The organism is Pyrinomonas sp. (genome assembly GCF_040289685.1).
Lineage (GTDB): Bacteria > Acidobacteriota > Blastocatellia > Pyrinomonadales > Pyrinomonadaceae > Pyrinomonas.
Window position 1 is genome coordinate 22,193 of the sequence record NZ_PSLQ01000004.1, and the last position, 21,038, is coordinate 43,230.

The 21,038-nt window shown below is 60.5% G+C and carries 19 protein-coding genes; 10 read left to right on the forward strand and 9 right to left on the reverse strand.

The window, feature by feature from the left end; all coding sequences use genetic code 11:
- The first annotated feature begins 128 nt into the window (after positions 1–128).
- On the forward strand, positions 129–395 hold the full coding sequence (locus tag C4334_RS01915; RefSeq protein WP_352430389.1) for a hypothetical protein: 267 nt from the start codon (positions 129–131) through the stop codon (positions 393–395).
- On the opposite strand, the gene C4334_RS01920 is transcribed toward C4334_RS01915, so the two are convergent.
- Complete coding sequence (locus tag C4334_RS01920) at positions 340–999, reverse strand: 16S rRNA (guanine(527)-N(7))-methyltransferase RsmG (RefSeq protein ID WP_352430390.1); 660 nt, start codon at positions 997–999, stop codon at positions 340–342. The two genes, C4334_RS01915 and C4334_RS01920, sit on opposite strands and share 56 nt — an antisense overlap.
- A gap of 32 nt (positions 1,000–1,031) precedes the next feature.
- On the opposite strand from C4334_RS01920, the gene C4334_RS01925 reads away from it, so the two are divergent.
- From C4334_RS01925 to trpC, 9 genes are all read left to right on the forward strand, one after another.
- Positions 1,032–2,510, forward strand: a complete 1,479-nt coding sequence (locus C4334_RS01925; protein ID WP_352430391.1) for a pyridoxal phosphate-dependent decarboxylase family protein — start codon at positions 1,032–1,034, stop codon at positions 2,508–2,510.
- A gap of 25 nt (positions 2,511–2,535) precedes the next feature.
- Positions 2,536–4,434 carry a PEP/pyruvate-binding domain-containing protein gene (locus C4334_RS01930; RefSeq protein ID WP_352430392.1) on the forward strand — a complete coding sequence of 633 codons (1,899 nt, stop codon included), beginning with the start codon at positions 2,536–2,538 and terminating at the stop codon, positions 4,432–4,434.
- Positions 4,434–4,964 carry a tetratricopeptide repeat protein gene (locus C4334_RS01935; protein WP_352430393.1) on the forward strand — a complete coding sequence of 177 codons (531 nt, stop codon included), beginning with the start codon at positions 4,434–4,436 and terminating at the stop codon, positions 4,962–4,964. The genes C4334_RS01930 and C4334_RS01935 overlap by 1 nt, the downstream gene beginning before the upstream one ends.
- 35 nt (positions 4,965–4,999) lie before the next feature.
- On the forward strand, positions 5,000–5,722 hold the full coding sequence (hisA, locus tag C4334_RS01940) for a 1-(5-phosphoribosyl)-5-[(5-phosphoribosylamino)methylideneamino]imidazole-4-carboxamide isomerase (protein ID WP_352430394.1): 723 nt from the start codon (positions 5,000–5,002) through the stop codon (positions 5,720–5,722).
- A 244-nt stretch (positions 5,723–5,966) separates the two neighbouring features.
- Positions 5,967–7,526: an anthranilate synthase component I family protein gene (locus C4334_RS01945; RefSeq protein WP_352430395.1), complete on the forward strand. Its 1,560-nt coding sequence runs from the start codon at positions 5,967–5,969 to the stop codon at positions 7,524–7,526.
- 75 nt (positions 7,527–7,601) lie between these two features.
- Positions 7,602–8,492 (forward strand): ankyrin repeat domain-containing protein, encoded by an 891-nt coding sequence (locus C4334_RS01950; RefSeq protein ID WP_352430396.1) that lies wholly within the window; start codon positions 7,602–7,604, stop codon positions 8,490–8,492.
- Between the two features lie 21 nt (positions 8,493–8,513).
- Positions 8,514–9,077, forward strand: coding sequence for an anthranilate synthase component II (locus C4334_RS01955; protein WP_352430397.1), 564 nt, complete (start codon positions 8,514–8,516; stop codon positions 9,075–9,077).
- A 105-nt stretch (positions 9,078–9,182) separates the two neighbouring features.
- The gene (trpD, locus tag C4334_RS01960; protein WP_352430398.1) at positions 9,183–10,292 is read left to right on the forward strand and encodes an anthranilate phosphoribosyltransferase; all 1,110 of its coding nucleotides are present in this window, start codon (positions 9,183–9,185) and stop codon (positions 10,290–10,292) included.
- A 117-nt stretch (positions 10,293–10,409) separates the two neighbouring features.
- The gene (trpC, locus tag C4334_RS01965; RefSeq protein ID WP_352430399.1) at positions 10,410–11,219 is read left to right on the forward strand and encodes an indole-3-glycerol phosphate synthase TrpC; all 810 of its coding nucleotides are present in this window, start codon (positions 10,410–10,412) and stop codon (positions 11,217–11,219) included.
- Positions 11,220–11,303: 84 nt separating this feature from the next.
- On the opposite strand, the gene rpiB is transcribed toward trpC, so the two are convergent.
- The 8 genes from rpiB to C4334_RS02005 all read right to left on the reverse strand — a co-directional run bounded on the left by rpiB (position 11,304) and on the right by C4334_RS02005 (position 20,888).
- On the reverse strand, positions 11,304–11,762 hold the full coding sequence (rpiB, locus tag C4334_RS01970; protein WP_352430400.1) for a ribose 5-phosphate isomerase B: 459 nt from the start codon (positions 11,760–11,762) through the stop codon (positions 11,304–11,306).
- 199 nt (positions 11,763–11,961) lie between these two features.
- On the reverse strand, positions 11,962–14,022 hold the full coding sequence (gene tkt / locus C4334_RS01975; RefSeq protein WP_352430401.1) for a transketolase: 2,061 nt from the start codon (positions 14,020–14,022) through the stop codon (positions 11,962–11,964).
- A gap of 180 nt (positions 14,023–14,202) precedes the next feature.
- Complete coding sequence (locus tag C4334_RS01980) at positions 14,203–15,663, reverse strand: gluconokinase (RefSeq protein ID WP_352430402.1); 1,461 nt, start codon at positions 15,661–15,663, stop codon at positions 14,203–14,205.
- Between the two features lie 63 nt (positions 15,664–15,726).
- Positions 15,727–16,194 carry an RsbRD N-terminal domain-containing protein gene (locus C4334_RS01985; RefSeq protein WP_352430403.1) on the reverse strand — a complete coding sequence of 156 codons (468 nt, stop codon included), beginning with the start codon at positions 16,192–16,194 and terminating at the stop codon, positions 15,727–15,729.
- A gap of 334 nt (positions 16,195–16,528) precedes the next feature.
- On the reverse strand, positions 16,529–17,260 hold the full coding sequence (locus C4334_RS01990) for a hypothetical protein (protein ID WP_352430404.1): 732 nt from the start codon (positions 17,258–17,260) through the stop codon (positions 16,529–16,531).
- 61 nt (positions 17,261–17,321) lie between these two features.
- On the reverse strand, positions 17,322–17,729 hold the full coding sequence (locus C4334_RS01995; RefSeq protein ID WP_352430405.1) for a hypothetical protein: 408 nt from the start codon (positions 17,727–17,729) through the stop codon (positions 17,322–17,324).
- A gap of 105 nt (positions 17,730–17,834) precedes the next feature.
- Positions 17,835–19,259 (reverse strand): glycine--tRNA ligase, encoded by a 1,425-nt coding sequence (locus C4334_RS02000; RefSeq protein WP_352430406.1) that lies wholly within the window; start codon positions 19,257–19,259, stop codon positions 17,835–17,837.
- A gap of 186 nt (positions 19,260–19,445) precedes the next feature.
- Positions 19,446–20,888 (reverse strand): APC family permease, encoded by a 1,443-nt coding sequence (locus C4334_RS02005; RefSeq protein ID WP_352430407.1) that lies wholly within the window; start codon positions 20,886–20,888, stop codon positions 19,446–19,448.
- Positions 20,889–21,038: the final 150 nt, after the last annotated feature.

Below are 21,038 nucleotides of genomic sequence, written 5' to 3' on the forward strand. Positions count from 1 at the left end.
GGAGAATCTCTAGGGGCATTGGCAGGCGAAGTTGTGATCAAAATGAGGGCTTGTGCACAGAGCGGTTTGCAGCAAGGCCGCGCGCAGGATCGAGCCATGTCCGGAGTCAGTCGAAGGGAGCAGCATTGATGGCATCGAGCCTTGGACGTCGGGTGGCACGCGCCGCTGGATGGCGCGTGGCCAAACGTTTGATCAAACCGATCCCCGTGATCGGCACCGCAGTCGCTTTGGGGCTTGCCGGTTACGAGATCAGGAAGAAGGGGGTGCTGCGCGGGCTGGTCCACGTCGGTCTCGATGTGATGCCCGTTGTCGGTACGGTCAAGGGCGTGATCGAGATTTTCAGCGGTGATCTGATTCGCGACCGGGAGCCTCATCGCTTCGAGGGGGAACGATGAGCAGAAGACGCTGCCGTGAACGTGGCAACGCCGCGCGTTCATGTGGCACCCCGAGATCGTTGAGCTGCGCGCTCAGCTCCGGTCCGCCGAAAAGGAGCAAGGCGCTTGCCGGTGGCGCCCATTTGATGAGCTGCGGAAGCATGCGGCTGAAGCGTTCGAGCGCGCGACAAGTGATCACATCGGCTGCAGGTGACGGAAGATTCTCAAATCGTTCGGCGATGACTTGCGCTCTTCCGACGGCGGTTGCGCGCAATGCTTCGCGCAGGAAGATCGCTTTTTTGCGCGAAGCTTCGACGAACGTGCCTTGCGCATCAGGGCGCACGATCAGGCATGGGATGAGCGGCAATCCAGCGCCCGAACCGACATCAGTGACCCTCGCGTTTGGCGGAAAGTGGGCCGCTGCCGTCAACGATTCGAGCACGTGGCGTGTGGCGAATTCGGTTGGCGAACACGGTGCGACCAGATGGAGCCGTGCGTTCCACGTCGCGAAGATTTCGTAATAGGCGCACAGTTGCGCCGTTTGTTCGCGCTCCAAGCGCACGCCGAACTCTGCGGCATGACGGTCGAGCGCGCGCGCGAACTCTTCGGTCGTCTTCTCGTGCATCTTGAGGGAGAATTTACCGTTTCTCGGAGCGAATGGGAAATCCATCATGCACAACGGACCGGTTGGCTTCCGAGCATGAAGCGCTCGGTCGAGAGGTTGCGCGGCTCATCAGCGAGTACGTGCGTTGCTTGGAAGAGACGCGCGTTTGTTCAACGGCGACGCCACAAGAACTCGAAAAGCTCTTCGACGAACCGTTGCCCGTCGAGGGCAGCGCGCCCGACGAACTGCTCGCGCGTTTTGCCCGCGACATCCTTCCACACGCGATGAACATCCCAAGTCCGCGCTACTACGGGCTGTTCAATCCGACGCCGCTTCCCATCGCCGTGTGGGCTGATGCGCTCTGCTCGGCGATCAATCAAAACGGCGCCGCGTGGCGCAACTCGCCTTCGGCGAGCGTCGTCGAAACGCGCGTCATCCGCTGGCTATGCGAGCTTGCTGGCTACGACGCGAAAGCTTTCGGCACGCTTACAAGCGGCGGCTCAGAAGCCAACCTCGTCGCGCTCAAGTGCGCCCGCGATCGCGTCGAGCGAACGCGCGAACAAGGCGTGCGGGTTGCGGGCGACCTCGTCGTCTACGCCTCAGAGCAGTGCCATTATTCGTTCGATAAAAGCGTCGATATCCTTGGCCTTGGGAGAAGGGCGTTGCGGCGCATAGAATCCGACGAACGGTTTCACGTGCGCGTGGACCGATTGCGGCATGCCATCAGCGAAGATTTGGCGCAGGGACGCACGCCGCTCGCTGTGGTCGGCGTGGCTGGGGCGACCTCCACCGGAGCGGTCGACCCGCTGGACCAGCTAGCCGATGTCGCTGAAGAACATGGCCTCTGGTTCCACGTCGATGCGGCCTACGGCGGCGCTTTGCTCTTTTCGGATGCGCACCGAGAGCGTTTGCGCGGCATTGAGCGCGCCGAGTCGATCACTATCGATCCGCACAAGTGGATGTTCGTCCCCTTCGCTTGTGCGGCAGTGCTCGTGCGCGACGGCAAGAGCGTGTTGCGCGCTTCGTTCGATACGACGCCGGAATACATGAGCGAAGCGCGCGGTGGGATCGATACCGAATACGATTTTCATCGTTACGGGCAATTGGGAACGCGCCGCTTCAACGCGCTCAAGCTCTGGATGGCGCTCAAGAGTTTAGGCAAGAGGGGGTACGCCGAAATCATCGAACGGCAGATCGAATTAACGAGGTATTTCGCCGCGCGCCTCGATGCGCTTCGGGATTTCAGGCGCGTTGGCGAGGTTGAAACAGCCGTCTGCTGTTTTCGCTTTACGCCCGCTCGCTTAGGTTCGTGCGATGGGGCGGCCATTGATCGCTTGCAACAGGAGTTACAGCAGCGGATCGAGCGAAGCGGACGAGCTTGGTTCGCTTCGACCGTGTTGCATGGGCGGCGCGCGTTGCGCGTCAACATCAACAGTTTTCTGACTGCACAGCGGCACGTGGACGAGCTGGTGGAGACGCTCGAAAGCGAAGGGAGCAAGTTGATCGGCGAAATCGCTGCTGATGCGAGTTGATTGGAAAGTCGGAGATGAAGTTTCGATGAGATCCAACGTCGCCCGATTTCTGGCGTTCGGGATTTTCGCGCTCGCAGCGTCGGCGCTGCCGCAGACCGGCGCCGAACCGGATTCGTTATCGGCCATACGCTCGCGCACCGAGTTCGACTTGCTAGCGCGTGTTTACACGGACGCGAACGTGCCGCTGCCGCACCTTCTTTTCGTGATCGATCGCCAGCAGGCGAATCGCATCTACTACGTCAATTCGAAGCGTTACCGTTTTCATCGGGACTTCGTCAACGGGACGTACCTTTCGCTCGAACGCGGGCAGGACTTTTTCGACAACAACTATCTGAAACCGAACCGGCGCTTCATCTTGGGCACGCTCGCCTATCAAACGCCGATCAAGCGTTGGACCTTCGAGTTTTGGGAAGGGGACCGCATCAACGCCGAATTGATCGCGCTCGCTGCCGAAAAGATTCAGCAGACCTTCTTCGAGCCGGTCGCCTTCAAACCGAACTCCACGCAGCAAGAGCAAGAGGCGGCCAAAATCGCCGGCCTTGAACGCATCTCCGCCGCCGACATCCTGCGCGAACAGGAATATCAACCGCTCAACGTCGCCCGCAGCATCGGTCGCATACACATCATCAAGAAACTGGACGAACACACGGATATACATTTCAACGAGATCGTCGTTCTCGATGAAGTGCCACTGCACCTGCCGCCCGTCGCCGGGATCATCGTTGCGAAGCCTTCGACGCCTCTTTCGCACGTCAATCTGCTCGCCAAGTCGTGGGGCGTGCCGAACGCTTACATCAAGAATGCGACGGAACTGCTAAAGGAATACGATGGCTGGTGGGTGACGTTCGAGACGAAACCCGATTCCTACGCGATCAAACGGGCCGACCTCAACCAACTCGACGAATATCAGCGACGACTGCAAGCGCGACGCGACATCATGACGCCGCGGTTCGATCTGACGACGCGGCGCTTGGCCCGGTTGGATGAACAACGTGCGACGGATGTCGTCCGTTACGGAGCGAAATCGGCCAACCTCGGCGAGGTGATCGCCGCGCGCGTCACTGGCGTCATCGTGCCGCGGGGGTTTACAATCCCGTTTTTCTACTACGATCAATTCGTCCGTGAAAACGGACTCGACGAGAAGATCTACGAGCTTTTGAACGATCAACGCTTCGTCCACGATCCGGCCTACCGGCGAGAACAATTGGCCGCGCTGCGCGAGCGATTCAAGCAGGGGCGCATGAACGCGCGATTGCGAGCGTCGGTTTTGGCGCGCGTCAGACGGGAGTTTCAAGGCAAGGGCCTATTCGTTCGCAGTTCGACCAACTCGGAAGACCTGCCGAACTTCAACGGCGCGGGGCTATACACTACGGTGCCCAATGTGCGCACGGATGAGCAGTTGATCGACGCGATCAAAACCGTGTGGGGATCGGTCTGGAATTTTGAAGCCTACGAAGCACGCGAGCGCGCTGGCATCGATCACAGCAAAGTCTTCATGGCAGTGATCATTCAAGAGGGGATCAACGCCGATAGCGCTGGCGTGATGATCACCACCGATCCGTTCAACGCGGCAAATCGCGATGCCGTCTATATCAGCGCCAAGCGTGGCCTTGGCATCAAGGTGGTCGAAGGTCAGAAGATCGCCGAGCAGGTGATCTACCGACCGGCGACCGATACGGTTCAAGTCCTGACGCGATCGGAAGAAGATAGCCTCTTGACGTTCGACGAACGCGGCGGAGTCAAAGAGGTCCCGATCACAGGCGAACGCGCGGTGCTCACCGATGAACTGGCGCGCCGGCTAGCGCGCGTCGGACTCGCGTTGAAACGTGTCTTCGGTGGGCGGGATCAAGACGTCGAATGGGCGTATATGCGCGGGCAGCTCTACGTCGTGCAATCGCGTCCATACATTGCAGGAGGATCGTGATGTTAGGTGCGGCGCGAGGTTGCGTCTTGCTCGATCTTTGGAAAGTGAGCGGTGGTTCGGTCGCTTTCTGCTGTGCGCTCACGCTCGTTTTGTGCGCAGCGTGCGCGCAGCGGAAGCAGAGCGAGGCGAGCGGCAACGGAAACATCGCGCGGGCGGAAAAGATCGATCAGCCGCTCGACCCCGCGCGGCTAGATGCCGAAATCGAGAGATTGGAGCAGGAGGCGGTCGCCAACCCCGGCGATGATGACGTCAGGGTAGCTCTCTCTCGCGCCTATCTTGCGCGCGCCAACGCGCGGCGGGTGGCAGGTCGCCTGCAAGAGGCGCTCAGAGATTACAGCACGGCGCTGCGCTACGATCCGGACAACGCAGAGGCACAGCGCGAAGCGGTTGCGGTGATGGACCAATTGCATCAGGGGCGTGAGGCCGCTACGGGGGAGAACAACGAACCGGAACCGCTGCCGATCACCCCCGACGTGATGGCCGATGAGGCCAGCCCGACGCCGCAGCGGACACCGAAAAGGAAGAACTAGCAGGCGCGTGTGAGAGCTTGCGCGATGAGAGGAAGATGTTGATCATTCCGGCAATCGATTTGAAAGAGGGACGCTGCGTGCGTCTGACGCAAGGGAGCAGGACAGCCGTTAAAGTTTACGACGCCGATCCGGTCGAGGTGGCCAAAAGCTTCGAGGATGCAGGCGCGCGCATGATTCACGTGGTTGATCTCGATGGCGCTTTCGAGGGGCCGAATTCGGTCAATCGCAAGGTCGTGCGGCGGATCATCCGCGCTGTGGAGATCCCCGTGCAATTCGGCGGCGGATTGCGTTCCGTGCACGACGTTCAACAGATGATCGAGTACGGCGCGGCGCAGGTCGTCATCGGGACGCTGGCCGCCGAATCGCCCGAGACGCTCGAACTTTTCGTGCAACTCTTCGGTTTTCGCATCGCCGTCGGCATAGATGCGCGCAATGGTCAGGTCGTCACTCACGGGTGGGAGAAGGAAGAGCGGCTCTCGGCCATCGAATTGGCGCAGCGCGTGGCTGATGCGGGCGTGGATCGCATCGTTTACACGGACGTGACGCGCGACGGCACGTTGACGGGCGTCAACATCGAGCAGACGTGTGCCATTGCGCGTGCGTCCGGATTGAAGGTGACGGCATCTGGCGGCGTGTCGTCGCTGGATGATATTCGACGCTTGAAAGAGGTGCGTGCTTGCGGCATCGATAGCGTCATCATCGGCAAGGCGCTCTACGAAGGACGCTTCACGTTGCAAGAGGCATTGCGCGTGGCTTAAAGGGCGCGCGTTAACTTTCGGCCAGAGTCGTCCGCCGAATGAGATTCGGAGATCGGACAAAAGAGGCCCATCGTCTGTTGATTCGAGCAGAGTGCGCGTCGCTTTCACGCGCCGAGATTGCCTGAAAGCCTCTTTAGCGAGTAGAATGCAGCGCATGCTGAACGGACGCGACTCTCTTCTTGGTCGTCCCATTCCGGCGTGGCGCTGGTCACGCTAACTCTCCTTTTAGTCGGCGGCAAACATCTTGACGGATCTATTTGAGAAAAGCGCGCAGCATCTCGCTGCCGTTCAAGTGACAGACATGAACACGCTCTATCCTTCAACTTTCGAAGAGTTTTTGCGCGAGACCGAACGCGGCAACGTCGTGCCGGTCGTACGCACCGTTCTCGCCGATTTGCAGACGCCAGTCAGCGCTTTTTTGCGTCTCGCCGACGGGGCGCGTCACGCCTTTCTGCTCGAATCAGTCGAAGGGGGCGAGCGCGTCGCCCGTTACTCTTTCCTCGGCGCTAATCCGGAGATGATCGTGCGCGGACGCCGACGCACGACCGTCATCGAGCGCGGGGATGGTTTGACCGAACGGCTCGAAGGCGTGCATGCCGTGGATTTCTTGCGACGATACTTCGGGGAGAAGAAGTTAGCTCGACGCAGCGGACTAGCCCCTTTCGCTGGCGGCGCCGTTGGTTTCCTTGCCTATGATGCAGCGCGTTGGTTTGAACCGGTGCTCGACCGCGGCGACGAAGCGACCGAAGACGAAGCGAGAGTGATGTTCTTCCGTACGGTGCTCGCTTTCGATCGCGCGCGGCAGCAGATCGCCATCACGACCGTCGTCTTCACAGATGAAGCTAGCGGCGACGTCGGACGCTTGCGCGCGCTGTACGAGGCAGCGGCGAACGAGACCGAACGCATCGAGCGGAAGCTGAACGATAGTTCACCGCTCAAGGTCGGTTCCCGAAGGCGCGCGGCGACCCCTCCGTGCTTTCGAGCCAATTGGACGCGCGAAGGGTTTCAAGAAGCGGTTCAGCGCGCACGCGAGTACATCTTCGCTGGCGATTGCTATCAAGTAGTCCTATCGCAACGGTTCACGACCGAGGTGACGGCTGATCCGGTCGAGATCTATCGCGCCTTGCGTGTTTTGAATCCCTCGCCGTACATGTTCTTTTTGCGTTTCGGCGAGGAAGCGATCATCGGCGCTTCGCCCGAAATGCTCGTTCGCTGTCGCGGTCAGCGGCTCGACTACCGGCCTATTGCGGGCACGCGCAAGCGCGGCGCGACCGAAGCGGAAGATTGGTTGCTTGGTGAGGAGATGCGCGCCGATGAAAAAGAGGTCGCCGAGCACATGATGCTCGTTGATCTAGGGCGCAACGACCTCGGGCGGGTCGCCGACTTCGGTTCGGTCGAAATCACGGATCTAATGACGATCGAGAAATACTCGCACGTGCAGCATCTGGTCACAGGGTTGCGCGCGCGCCTGCGCGATGATCTGGACCGGTTCGACGCGCTCGCCTCTTGCTTCCCGGCTGGAACTGTGACGGGCGCCCCCAAAGTGCGCGCCATGCAGATCATCGACGAACTCGAACCGAGCCGGCGTGGTATCTATGCCGGAACGGTATTTTACGCCGATTATGCCGATAACCTCGATTCATGCATTGCGATTCGGACGATGCATCTGCGTCGAGATCGAGCGGAGGTGCAAGCTGGGGCTGGCATCGTCGCCGATTCCGTTCCCGAACGCGAGTACGAAGAGACGGTCAACAAAGCGAGCGCGTTGCTGCGCGCTATCGAATGGGCTGAAAACGGCTTGTAAGCGACTCGCTCCCCGAAGACCATGATGGCCAAAAGCGAGATGATGTCTCACACTGGATCGCGGAGGTTGGACGCGATGGTGCGTGTGACCATCGTTCAACTCTTCTCGGTCTACGTGCGACTGGATCGGGCGCGCGGCAAAACTGTCCTTCGTCTTGGTATGCGCGACATCTCCGCTCCGCTCGGCATTGCGTTCTCGCTGCTGCTCGCCGGGTGCGCCGCGCGTCCTCCCATGAAACCGACTCCCGACACGGCGCGACAGGAGCTTGCGCTGCGCGGGCTCTCGTTTAGCGAACGCGATTTCCTTGATGTCGTTCGCGATGGGCGTATCGGAATGGTGAAACTCTTTTTGACGGCTGGAATGAATCCGAACGCGCGCAATGAGCAAGGCGAGACCGCGCTCTTGATGGCCGTTGCCAAAGATCATCCCGATATCGTTCGCGTCTTGCTCGAAGCGAAGGCGGACGCAAATTCCACGGGGCGCGATGGCTTGACTCCGCTCATGCGCGCCGTACGCGACGGCAAGAAAGGGATCGTCCGTGCCCTGCTCGATGGCGGCGTCGACGTCAATTCTCGCTCGCCCGTCAACGGCGCGACGGCGCTAATGTACGCTGCTTGGAGCGATGATCAAGAGCTGGTCCGGATGCTGCTCGATCGCGGCGCGCAGATCGAAGCGCGCGACGACAACGGGCTGACTCCGCTTCACTGGGCCGCTTTCATGGGCAGCGAGGAGATGGCGCGGGCGCTGCTCGATCGCGGAGCTGATGTCAATGCGCGCAACGACGTGAAGGGAACAGCCCTGATGATCGCCGCGGCCAAGGGCAGAGCCGAGATCGTTCGGCTCTTGTTGGAGCGCGGTGCCGATCCGCGTTTGCGCGACTGGCGCGGCAAAGACGCCGTTTGGTGGGCCGATCAAGGCCGTCACGAAGGGATCGCGCGATCGATCAAACAAGCGGCGCAAAGGTGAAATCGGCGACGGGTGACGAATATGATCTTGGTGATCGATAACTACGATTCTTTCACTTACAATCTGGTCCAATACTTGGGCGAACTCGGCGCGCGTCTCACCGTGCGGCGCAACGACGAAATCACGCTCGATGAGATCGAACGATTGGCGCCTGAGCGGATCGTCATCTCGCCTGGGCCGGGGACGCCCGACACAGCAGGCATCACGCTCGACGTGATTCGCCGCTTCAGCGGACGGATGCCCATTCTAGGCGTTTGTCTCGGACATCAAGCCATCGGGCAGGTCTTTGGCGGGCGCGTCGTGCGCGCGCCAGAACCGATGCACGGCAAGACGTCGGAAGTGTGTCACGACGGGCGAACGATCTTTCAGGATTTGCCTTACGGCTTTCAAGCCGGACGCTACCATTCGCTGATCGTCGAGCGCACGTCGCTGCCCGCTTGTTTAGAGATCTCGGCGACGACGCCGGATGGCATCATCATGGGCCTGCGTCATCGCGAGGTCAAGGTCGAAGGCGTGCAGTTTCATCCCGAATCGGCTTTGACGACAGAAGGCAAACGCTTGTTGGCGAACTTCCTGAAACTGTGAAAACGAAAGTTGTGATCGGCGTTGGAGCTTGGAGCATCTGTGAGCGATCCTTCGATGTTGTAAGCCGAATCGATCGAGCGTTGAACGGCTTGACAAAAGATGACGATGAGCGAAGAACGTATAACGAGCTTCGGACGTCCGACTTGGTTGCTCCCGACGCCGCAAAGGCGCGATGAGCCACCAGCGACCGGAATCAAGGCGTTGTTGTTGCGTTTGATGCGCGGCGAGAATTTAAACCGCGCAGAGGCGGCGCAGCTTCTCGATGCGTTGCTCGACGGCGATGCCACCGATGCGCAGATCGCCGCCGCGCTCGTCGCTTTGGCGGTCAAAGGCGAAACGGTGGAAGAACTCGCTGGCCTAGCCGAAGCGATGCGCGCGCGCGCCGCACGCATCCATTCGCGCCACGCCGAGTTCATCGATACGGCGGGCACCGGATCGAGTTACGCCAAAACCTTCAACGTTTCGACGGCGGCGGCGTTTGTCATCGCCGGAGCCGGACTGCCCGTCGCCAAGCACGGGAGCCGCGCAGCCACTTCGCGTTCCGGCAGCGCCGATGTGCTCACGGCGCTCGGCGTGAATGTCGCCGTCGCGCCGGAAGTTTCGGAAAGGTGTTTGAACGAAATCGGCATCTGCTTCATGTTTGCGCCGCTCTACCATCGGGCGACGGCGCGCGTCGTCGGCGTGCGGCGCGAACTGGGCGTGCATACGACCTTCAATCTTCTCGGTCCGCTCACCAATCCGGCGGGCGCGCCGCGACAGATCATCGGCGTCTGGCATGTGGGTTTGATCGAGTTGATCGCACGAACTTTGGCGCTGCTGGGAACGACGCGCGCTTGGGTCGTGCACGGGCGCGACGGATTGGACGAAGTGACGCTCGCTGACCGGACGATCGTCGCGGAAGCAGCGGGGGGCGAAGTGAGGTCGTTCGAAATCGCGCCGGAGGATTTCGGTCTGGCGCGGAGCGCGCTTGACGAGTTGCGCGGAGGCGACGCGCAAGCGAACGCGCGCATCATCCGCGACGTGCTCGAAGGCAGAAGGCGCGATGCCGCCCGCGCGCTCGTCGTCGCCAACGCCGCTGCGGCGCTCTTGGTCGGCGGTCGCGCGGAGAGTTTGCGCCAAGCGGCGCAGCTTGCTGAAGAGAGCATTGAATCCGGCGCGGCGCTCGGAAAGCTCGAAGCGCTCATCGAAGCGACGACCCGAGCAGCGAGGGCTTAAGCGGGGATTCAATCTGCATCTTCCGAGTCAATCGGACTCGGATGATGAGCACAAAACTGGACGGGTAAGAGCGTTCAATCTGCAGCTTTCGAGTCAATCGGATCATCTTCAAAAGCGATGTCGGATACACTGACTGAGATCGTTCGAGCGAAAAAGAAGCGCGTCGAGCAGGGGCGAGCTGCGAACAGCGCGGAAGCGCTCGTGGAAGAGGCGCACGCTCAACGGCGGAAACGTCCGCCGCACCATCTTCGTTCGACGTTGGCGCGGGACGAGGTGAACATCATCGCTGAGATCAAGCGCGCTTCGCCATCGAAAGGGGTGATCAAAGCCGAAGTCGATCCCGCAGCGCTCGCGCTGAAATACGCCGCGGGCGGAGCAGCAGCGATCTCCGTTCTAACGGAAGAGGACTATTTTCGCGGTTCGCTCGATGATCTGCGAGCTGTACGCGCTGCGGTCGAGCTTCCGATCTTGCGCAAGGACTTCATCTTCGATGAATACCAGATCTATGAGGCGGCGGTAGCCGGAGCCGACGCCGTGCTGTTGATCGTCGCCGCGTTGGACGACCGTTCGCTCGTCGCTCTCCGCTCGGTGATCGAAGAGCGCTTGGGGATGGACGCTTTGGTCGAAGTCCACACGGTCGAGGAGTTCGAACGAGCGCGCACTTGCGGCGCGAGCTTGATCGGCGTCAACAACCGCAATCTGCGCACGTTCGACGTTTCGCTCGAAACTTCGGTTCGAATCGCCCGACGCGCCGCTTCAAACGACGGCGTGTTGCTCGTCAGCGAAAGCGGCATCGGCGACGCGGGTGAAATCGCCGCTTTGCGCCGGATGGGCTACCGCGCTTTTCTCGTCGGAGAAACGTTGATGCGGGCCGCGGATCCAGTTGAAGCATTGCATAGGCTGCGATCGGGCGGCGCCGCGCGATGAAACTTGTCCCTCACCCGTGCCCGACAAGGATGTTGAAGCGCGTCTTCAGCGCGTGTCGGAAGATAACGGGCCTGCCGAAAGGGGTCAAAGACGGCTTTCGCGCTCTTCGATCTCCATCACCTTTCGCAGACGGCGAAGATGTCGTTCTTCGCCGGTGAAGCGCGCGCCGACGAAAGCGCGCACGATCTCCAGTGCGAGCTCTACGCCGATGACGCGCGCGCCGAGGCAAAGCACGTTGCAATCGTCATGCTCGCGCGATTGACGGGCAGAATAGGTGTCGCTGCAAAGCGCGGCGCGGATGCCGCGCAGCTTGTTCGCCGCGACGCAAGCGCCGACGCCGCTCCCGCAAACGAGTATGCCGAGTTCGGCCTGCCCGGTGCGCACCGCTTCGCCGACCATGCGCGCATAGTCCGGATAGTCATCCGGTTGCGATGCGTCGTGCGTGCCGAAATCTAAGATGTCATGCCCAGCGGCGCGAAGCGCTTCGATGACCCGCTCGTTGAGCGGCACTCCAGCATGATCAGCGCCAACAGCGATCTTCATCCTCGTCGCCCTTTTAAAGGTTTCGCTTTTGATCGCATCACTTGGAACGGAACTCATTTCGCCGTCAGTTCTCCCACCCCATGCCGCTTGAGAACAGCGTTCAGCGATCTTCGGTCTCGAGAAAGATGGAAATCCAAAGCCAGTCGTTTGAAACGAGGAGCTTCGGCGAGCTATCCTCCCTTCTATAAAACGCCCGCGACTATCTCGCTTTGTCGAGCACGCGACGTGCGCGTGCGATGACGTTTTCGACGCTGAATCCTAGTTCGCGCATGGCCACTTCGCCCGGAGCCGAGGCGCCGAAGCGATCCAAGCTGATGACGTCGCCCTGTGGTCCGATGTAGCGATCCCAACCCAGACGCGCTCCAGCTTCGATCGCCAATCGCGCCGTCGCGTGCGGCGGCAGGACTTCGTTGCGGTAGCTTTCATCCTGATCTTCAAATAGCTCCCAACAAGGGAAAGAGACGACGCGCGTGCGAATGCCATCCCGTTGCAAATCTTCGCGCGCTTCGAGCGCAAGATGGACCTCTGATCCCGTGGCGATCAGAATCAACTCAGGCGCTGCGCGCTCGCCACGTTCATCTTCGGCTTCGGCCAAGATGTAAGCGCCGCATCGCAACCCTTCTGCTGAGGCGTAGCGCTGACGATCTATGATGGGGACTTTTTGCCGTGAGAGCGCCAGCGCCGTCGGCGCACGGCGGCGCAAGATGGCGACGCGCCACGCTTCGCGCACCTCGTGTGGATCAGCCGGACGGATGACGTAAAGGTGCGGAACGGCGCGCAAGCCCGCGAGCTGTTCGACCGGTTGATGTGTCGGTCCATCTTCGCCCAAACCGATTGAATCGTGCGTGAAGATGTAGATGACTTGCGCTTCCGATAGGGCGGCGAGACGAATCGAAGCCTTCATGTAGTCGGAGAAGACGAGGAACGTCCCGCCGAAAGGGATCAACCCGCCATTCAGACTGATGCCGGTCAAGCACGCGCCCATCGCGTGCTCGCGCACGCCGAAATGGATGTTGCGCCCGTCGTATGATCCAGCTTGAAAATCGCGGCTCGATTTGATCTCCGTGTTGTTCGAGCCGGTCAGGTCAGCCGATCCGCCGATAAGCATCGGAAGGGATGGCGCGATCGCGTTGAGCACTTCGCCTGAAGCTTGCCGCGTTGCCATCGGTTTAGCATCTTCGAAGCTTGGAAGGTCCTTCTCCCAACCTTCAGGCAATTCGCCGCTCATAAAGAGCCGCCACTGGCGTGCCAGCTCCGGATAGGCGCGTCCGTACTCTTCAACGAGCGCGTTCCACTCGGCTTCAAGCTGCGCGCCGTGTTCGACGGCTTTGCGAAAGTGGGCCAGCGCCTCTTCCGGCACATAGAAGGTTCGATCTTCGGGCCAGCCGAGCCGACGTTTCGCTTCCCGCACGGCTTCTTCGCCCGGCGGATCCGAGTGCGCTTTGTGCGTCCCTTGCGTTGGAAGCCCATAGCCGATGATCGTGCGAACCGAGATGAGCGACGGGCGATCGGTCGCGGCTTGCGCTTCGCGTATGGCACGTTCAATCGATTCCAGATCGTTGCCGTCTTCCACCGTTTGCGTATGCCAGCCGTAGGCTTCGAAACGCCGAACGACATCTTCGGTGAAAGCGAGATCGGTCGAGCCGTCGATGGTCACGCGGTTGTTGTCGTAGAGGTAGATGAGTTTACCGAGTTTGAGGTGTCCGGCAAGCGAAGCGGCCTCTGCAGCGACGCCTTCCATCAAGTCGCCATCGGAGACGATGGCGTAGATGTGATGGTCGAGCAGCGGGAAATCGGGGCGATTGAACCGCGCGGCTAGATGAGCCTGACCAATGGCCATGCCGACGCCGTTGGCAAATCCTTGGCCGAGCGGCCCGGTCGTGATTTCGACGCCCGGCGTCAGCGCGTTCTCCGGGTGGCCTGGCGTTTTCGAACCCCACTGGCGGAAACGTTTGATTTCGTCGAGCGAAAGGTCGTAACCGGTCAAATAAAGGAGCGCGTAAAGGAGCATCGAGCCATGCCCTGCAGAGAGCAAGAATCGGTCGCGATTGGCCCACTTAGGGTTGCGCGGATTATGGCGAAGGAAACGCGTCCACAGGACATAGGCCATCGGCGCGGCGCCCATCGGCAAGCCCGGATGACCCGATTTGGCTTGCTGGACGGCGTCGAGCGCCAACGTGCGAATCGTGTTGATACAAAGTTGATCGAGTGCGGTCGTTTGCGTTGCAGTGCCCACTTCTTCCTCTCCCTCGAAGATCATCCAAAATCCCGACTCACGAACTCAAACGGAATGTTTGCCGGTCGCGGTTTCGGCAAGCGCCGTTGATCCAAAACCTCCATCCCCGAATACGTATGCACCTTTACTCGTTTGCTCGCCATAGCAGAAGCTGCGTCTCAGCTTCAAGCATGTAACCAGCTTTGCGCATTTGCTTGCCGCTGATTAAGCCGTCTGGCTTTCAAGCACCAGACGGTAGAGCCGTTCGTGTCGTGCACGCGCGGCGGCGTAGCGCGCGGCGCGATCTTGATCTGGGACGAACCGACGGGCGATCGTCGGCGATGGGCCGCGAAGCGACAGCATCCCCGACGCTTCGAGCGCGAGCAGAGCCGCGCCGCGACTCGAAGCTTCGCGCACGCGCGAAAGCTCGACCGGATGCGCGAAGACGTCGGCGAGCAGTTGCGCCCAAAACGGCGAGTTTTGCAACGCGCCGCCCGAAGCGACGATCTGCGAGACGGGGAAAAGCGCGCGCAAGTGGTCGGCGATGGCAGCGAAGCGATAGGCGACGGCTTCGAGCGTTGCGCGCGCGATGTCAATCGGACGCGTGCGCATGGACAACCCGAGAATCGCTCCGCGCGCTTCGGCGTGCCACCCCGTGCTCCGTTCGCCGGACCAGAAAGGGAGCACAGTCAAGCCGTGTTCGTCGGGCGCAAGCTGTGCGAGTCCCTCTTCCAGCGTTGTCGCTTCGAGCGCTAGCGAACGGCTCAACCACTCGCGCAAGTTTCCGCCATCAGAGAGCGCTCCGCCGACGACCACTCTTCTGCCATCCAAGCGATAACACCACAGACCCAAAGGCAGCGAGCGAGGCGGCTTCCCCTCGAATAGAACGCGCATCGCCCCCGACGTGCCGATCATTATGACGGCTCGTTCTGGCGTTGAACAGTTCTCGCCGATGTTGCTCGTCGCCCCATCGGCGAACGGGGCATGCCAACGCGCCTCGCTTAACTGCGGCCAGCGCGCGGACCATTCGGGCGCAAGACGTGCGATCGCTTCGCGCGTATCTTCCACCTTTGGGAAAGATTCTCGACGCAATCCGAGTGCAGCGATCAACCGCTCATCCCAAACGCAACGGTGTTGGTCGAACAGCCCCGTCCCTGCCGCCATCGAAACGCTCATCACCGAGCGGTCCAACAAGCGTCCAGTCAGGAACTCGCTGAACGAACCGAACCTTGCTGCGCGCCTGACGATCTCTTCTCGCTGCTCGCGCAACCATAGGATCTTCGCTGGCCAATAGCTCGGATGGAACCGGCAACCCGTGCGATGATGCGTTTCCGCTTCGTCCAGTCGCGCGCGTAGCAGAGCGGCGGCTGCGCGTGCGCGCGTGTCGGCCCAACCCAGAACCGGCGTCAACGCGCGCCCCGCGTCGTCGAGGACAACGAGGCTGTGCCAGAAACAGGAGATGGCGACTTCAGCAAAGCGAAGCTCGCGCGGCACGAGCCGAAGCGCCTCGTCCACGGTGGACGTGACCGTTGCGAAAAGCTCTTCGGCAGCGATCTCAGAGGCGCCCTCTTGGCTCGCGCGGAAGCCCCAAGACCTTTTGGCCTGCGTCGCTTGTATCTCGCGTCCGCACGCATCAAAGAGCGACGCGCGAACGCTGGATGAGCCGATGTCGATGACGAAAACCAACGGCTCCGACGCATGACGAAGCTCAATCTCACGCTCTTTTGGTTCGGACAGACGCAAACCTCGCTATCCCGATGTCAGCCGTGGATTTTCGCTGCGTTTCAAGTAGTGATCGACGACGAATAGCACATCATCGCTGAAATAGCGATTGATGCGGCGCAGCGCGCGCACCGCGTCTTGCGATGAAAGGCGCTTGTCGGCGATGTAGTCGGCGAGAAAACCGAAGATGCAATCGCGCAGCAGCTCCAGTTCGCGCAGCAGTTCGCTCAAGGAGTAGCCTTCCGCCGAACGCATGAACCCATGCTTGGTCGCAGCGCGAATCTTCTCGAAGTCCAAATCCTCCTCTTGCGTCAACAGATCGCAGATCTCCTCGATCATCTCCGGGATGTGATCTACCAGTTGCGAAAGAGTTAAATCTTCATCCGATTCGATCTCTGGATTACGCTTGACTCGTTGCACCCAAGTGAGTGTGATCGCATCGACGTTGGCGCGCAGTCCATCGCACATCAGTTGCAAAGCAGTCGCCGTGCTCATAGCATCCCCCCTCGTTGGAAGGCCGCCCTCCTCATTCCTTGCTCGGCATCAGCAGAAGATGCCTTGTGCTTCAAGAAGCGAGCCGGAAAGTTACCACATGAGCCTGCAATCAAACAAATGCGCGTTCGCTTTCGCCTGATAACTCACGCGCGCGCAAGTGGTGCCGTGATATACGCTCTGCGGTTTTCCGGGCTACTTCTCCCAGAACGGTTACGGACTTCTAGGTTGCCGAGTCTGGACTGCACACGTTCAGTAGCTCGTTGGACCGCTTCGCCGATTGAGCGATGCACGTCCCGCACGAGGGCGACTTCGAGTCGCGCTGCCTTGCGCCGTTTCACTGATCGAGCAGACCCGCTGGCGGTCCGTCATGTTTCGGCAGCGGCGTCGCCGTCTCGCGTCCTCGTTCGTCAGTTCTGGGTTGCAGCGCTATCAAGATGAGCCCGACGATGTACAGCGCAACGGCGAAAAAGGCGATGTAGCCGGTGGCTGGAGCGAAGCGTTCGGTTTCCACCGTTCCGAGCGTTGCACCTTCAAGAAGCGCGCTTGCAATGCGTTTGAGCCAACCGCCTTCAGGTGAGCCGAGATTGGCGAGCAGTAAGTGTTTGAGCAAAAAGGCGGTGCCGAATAGAACGGCAAGGCTGCGTAGCAACCGCCGCGCGTCGAACGGCGCGAACAAGTTGTTCCATAGCGTCCACAAGAGGAAGAAGGAGAGAAGCCAATGAAAGAAGCCGCGTTCAGGCAGCACGGCGTTGAAGGCTTGCGCTGAAGCGAAGAAGAGCGCTAGCAGCGTGAGCGCGTGCGAGAGATTGGTCGTCGTCGAAAACTCGTATGAGAACCAATCGCGAAGTTCGATCAAACGCCCGCGGATGAACAGGAGCAGAAGCAACGAGGCGAGCAGCAGCGCGATGAGCGGCGGCGGAAGAAAGAGCGTCGTCAAATTTTCGCCCGCGATGCGTAAGCCGCCGAACAAGGCGGCAGTGAGAAGAACGGTCGGAAGAAGCAGCGCGCGCACGAGCAACGCATTTTTCATTTGCCGTTCGGTTTGGTTGATCTGCTTCCGACTCATCTCGCCGCCAAATCTCGAACGCGAAGACCGTCAAATCGCAAAGGCCCAGAGAAACGGTTCGTTACTCGTCTTCTTCGTACCCGGTTTCTTCATCCTCGTCTTCCGCTTCATCTTCGTCGAAAGGTGGGCCGGCGATGACCTGAACGCCGCGCGCGAGGGGCAAGCAGCTTAGCACCTGCACCCGTTCGATGCGCGTTCGTTCAGCCGAAGCGTGCCATATCTTCACCCAGAAGGTGCGCGTGCGCCCGTGCACGGCGAAAGTCGCTTCGTCGTTCATCACGGGCACCGGCTCCGCGGTCGTTCCGGCACGCAACTCTTCGAGCAGTTCAGCGATGAACGGACGCCATTGCTCGAATTGCATGACGACAGCGCCAGCGTCCACTTCAGCCGGAGGAAGCGCTACCTCTTCGCTCGCTTCGAGCAGAAGGCGCGATTCCGTCTGTTGATTCAGCTTTTTGAAAACTGCCATTTCAACGCTCCAAAGCGTGTTCCGCCGTCGTCGGCTTTCCGATAGCTGAGCTGCAAGCGATTCTTCCAAAGACCATTTTCGCGCGACGGGCGGCAGCGCATCTTTCTAGCACTTGATATTCAAGCGTTTTTTGAGGTGCGCTTCGAGTTCAGAAACCTTGACGCGCACTTGCTGCCACGTGTCGCGGTCGCGCACTGTGACGGCTTCATCTTCTAGCGATTGGTGGTCGACGGTGACGCAATAAGGCGTTCCGATCTCGTCCTGTCGTGCGTAGAGTTTGCCGATGCCCGCCGTATCGTCGTAAACAGTGCGCATCGCCGGTTGCAGCATTCGCTTGATCTCTTTGGCCAAACGCACGATCTCCGGCTTGTTCTTGGCGAGCGGCAACACGGCCACCTTGATCGGTGCCAGCTCCGGATGAAGCCGAAGCACGATGCGCTTTTCGCCGCGTTCGCTCTCTTTCTCCGTGTAAGCGTCCATCAAGAAGGCGAGCACGGAGCGGTTGACTCCTGCCGCCGGTTCGATCACGTAAGGGTAGAAACGTTCGCGCGTCGCTTCGTCGAAATAGGATAGATCCTCGGTCGAATCCGGATTGAGGCGTTTGCCCTCCGCATCAACCGGCCCTTTGGAGTGAGCGCGCAGATCGAAATCGGTCCGGTTGGCGATGCCCATCAGTTCGTCCCACTGCTTTTCTTCCTGTGCTCGTTCGGGGAAGAAACGGTACTGGATGTCCACCGTGCGTTTGGAATAGTGGGCCAGTTCTTCGGGCGGTTGTTCGTAAAGGCGGAGATTCTTCGGATCCAAGCCGAGACCGACGTACCAGTTGAAGCACTGCTCGATCCAGTAATCATGCCACCGCTCATCCTCGCCCGGGCGAACGAAATACTCCATCTCCATCTGCTCGAACTCGCGCGTGCGGAAGATGAAATTGCCGGGCGTGACTTCGTTGCGAAAAGATTTGCCGATCTGCGCGATGCCGAACGGGAGTTTACGCCGCGCCGTCCGTTGCACGTTCAAAAAGTTGATGAAGATGCCTTGCGCCGTTTCGGGCCGAAGGTAAGCCAGCGCCGAAGGATCATCTTCCGCTGCAACTGGTCCAACCTGTGTGCGGAACATCAAATTGAACGGACGCGGCTCGGTCAAATCAGTCGAGCCGCAGTTGGGACACTTGACGAGTCGCGCCGCGATCGCTTGTTCGATGGGCAGACCCGAAGCGTTCTCCAGTTTGTCGGCGCGCAAGCGGCTTTTGCAGTCGCGGCAATCGACCAGTGGATCGCTGAAGGTATCTTCATGGCCGGAGTACTTCCAGACCAGACGGTTCAGGATGATCGCCGAATCCAACCCTTCGATGTCATCGCGCTCGTAAACCATCCAGCGCCACCACGCGCGCTTGACGTTGTTTGAAATCTCCACGCCGAGCGGTCCGTAGTCCCAAGCGCTGGCCAGTCCGCCGTAAATCTCGGCTGACGGAAAGACGAAGCCGCGACGTTTGGCTAGTTGTGCGATGGTCTCGATGTTCGGTGCTGCCACCGGTTCTTCTCCTCGAAAATAGTCGCGAAGAAGTTTGAGTCGTCGGTTGCGCAAAAGTCAACTCTCTGGCGCGACCCCCTCACGAGCGCTTCGCACGGCGGGCGGCGCGCAAAGGCGTCGAGGGCCACCGAGGAGCGCTAATAGGCGACGACGGAGGCTATGGTGCGCGCCGCTTTGCTGTGCAGATCACTTCGGATCGGCGAAGATCTTCTCCGGCTCGCGCGCTGCATGCCGTCGCGTGATGTACCAATAGACCGGAAGTCCAAGAGCGATCAACCCCAATCCGATGAACGAGCGAAGCGGCGCCGTCTTCAACGTCATCACGAGCAGCCATGCCGTGACGACGAGGAAGAGCGCAGGCACCACCGGATAGCCCCAAGCGCGATATGGACGCGGAACGTCAGGACGGCGACGCCTTAAGACGAAGACGGCGCTGGTTGTCAATCCGTAGAAGATCCATGAACCGAAGATGACGTAGTCGGTCAGCGTATCGAATGAGCCGGAGAGCGCCAGCAAACCGGCCCAGATGGCTTGCGCGATGAGCGCGCCGATGGGGACGCGGCTGCGCGCTGAGAGCTTGGCGAGGCTTTGAAGGAATAGTCCATCGCGGGCCATCGCAAAGGGGACGCGCGCGCCCGTCAAGATCGAAGTGTGCAGCGTGCCGATGGACGAGGCCATCAAGGCGGCGGCGATGAGTCCCGTGGCGAGAGAACCGAGAAACCGACTGGTTACTTCGGTCGCCACCGACGAGTTGGGCGACACGCTCGCCACTTCCGTCGGTGTGAGCGCGTAGAAATAGGCCGCGTTGACGAAGACGTAGAGCAGTATGATGAGACTCGTTCCGCCGATGAGCGCGAGCGGAATGTCGCGCTGCGGATTCTTGACCTCGCCGGCGACGAGCGTGACGTTGTTCCATCCGTCGTAGCCCCAAAGCGCGCCGAGCATGGCAGCGCTGAAGCCGGCGAGACCAGCGCGCGCCGCCGGTTCGACGCCGTCGCATGTGCCGCCCGCGTTGCTCATGCCGAAGTGCGCGAAGTCGCCCGGCGCGAAGAGAAAAGCGCCCAATCCGACGCCGAGAACGAGCGCGATTTTGATCACCGTCAAGAAGGTTGCCACCCAACCGCTAACTACCACTGCCGCGCAGTTGACGGCAGTCAGCAACGCGATTATTCCCAGTGCGACGATCTGCACGCGCCCGAAAGGAAGCCGCCATCCGAACAGATCCAACGCGAAGATTTCGCGGTCGAGCGCGCCACCGGTCAGAACGTTCAGAAAGATGGCGAAAGCGACCGCAACCGAGGCTTGCGAGCCGGTCTTGGCGATGAAGATCTGCATCCAGCCATAGAGAAAGGCCAACCGCGACCCGTAGGATTCACGCAAAAAGACGTACTCGCCGCCGGCATGTGGCATCATCGCAGCCAGTTCCGCGTAGGTGAGTGCCCCGGCCAAGCTAAGCAATCCGGCAACGACCCAGACCGTCAGGACCATGCCGGGCGTCTCGACGTTGCAGGTCATCACGCGCGCTTTCAGGAAGACGCCAGTGCCGATGACGTTGCCGACGACGATGGAAATGGCGGCGATCAGACCAAGGCCGCGAACGAGCGTGATCGAGGTCGAATTGTTGCTCATCGATGTTGCACATCTCTCAAGGTTGCGTCGCTTCGTCTCAGCTCGAAGAAGCGCTTTCAACGCGCCGCGTCACGAGGCGACGAATCGCTTGCGCGGCGAGAGGCCATCCGCGCGCCGAAGTCTCCGGCGGTTGGAACTCTAGCCGACGCG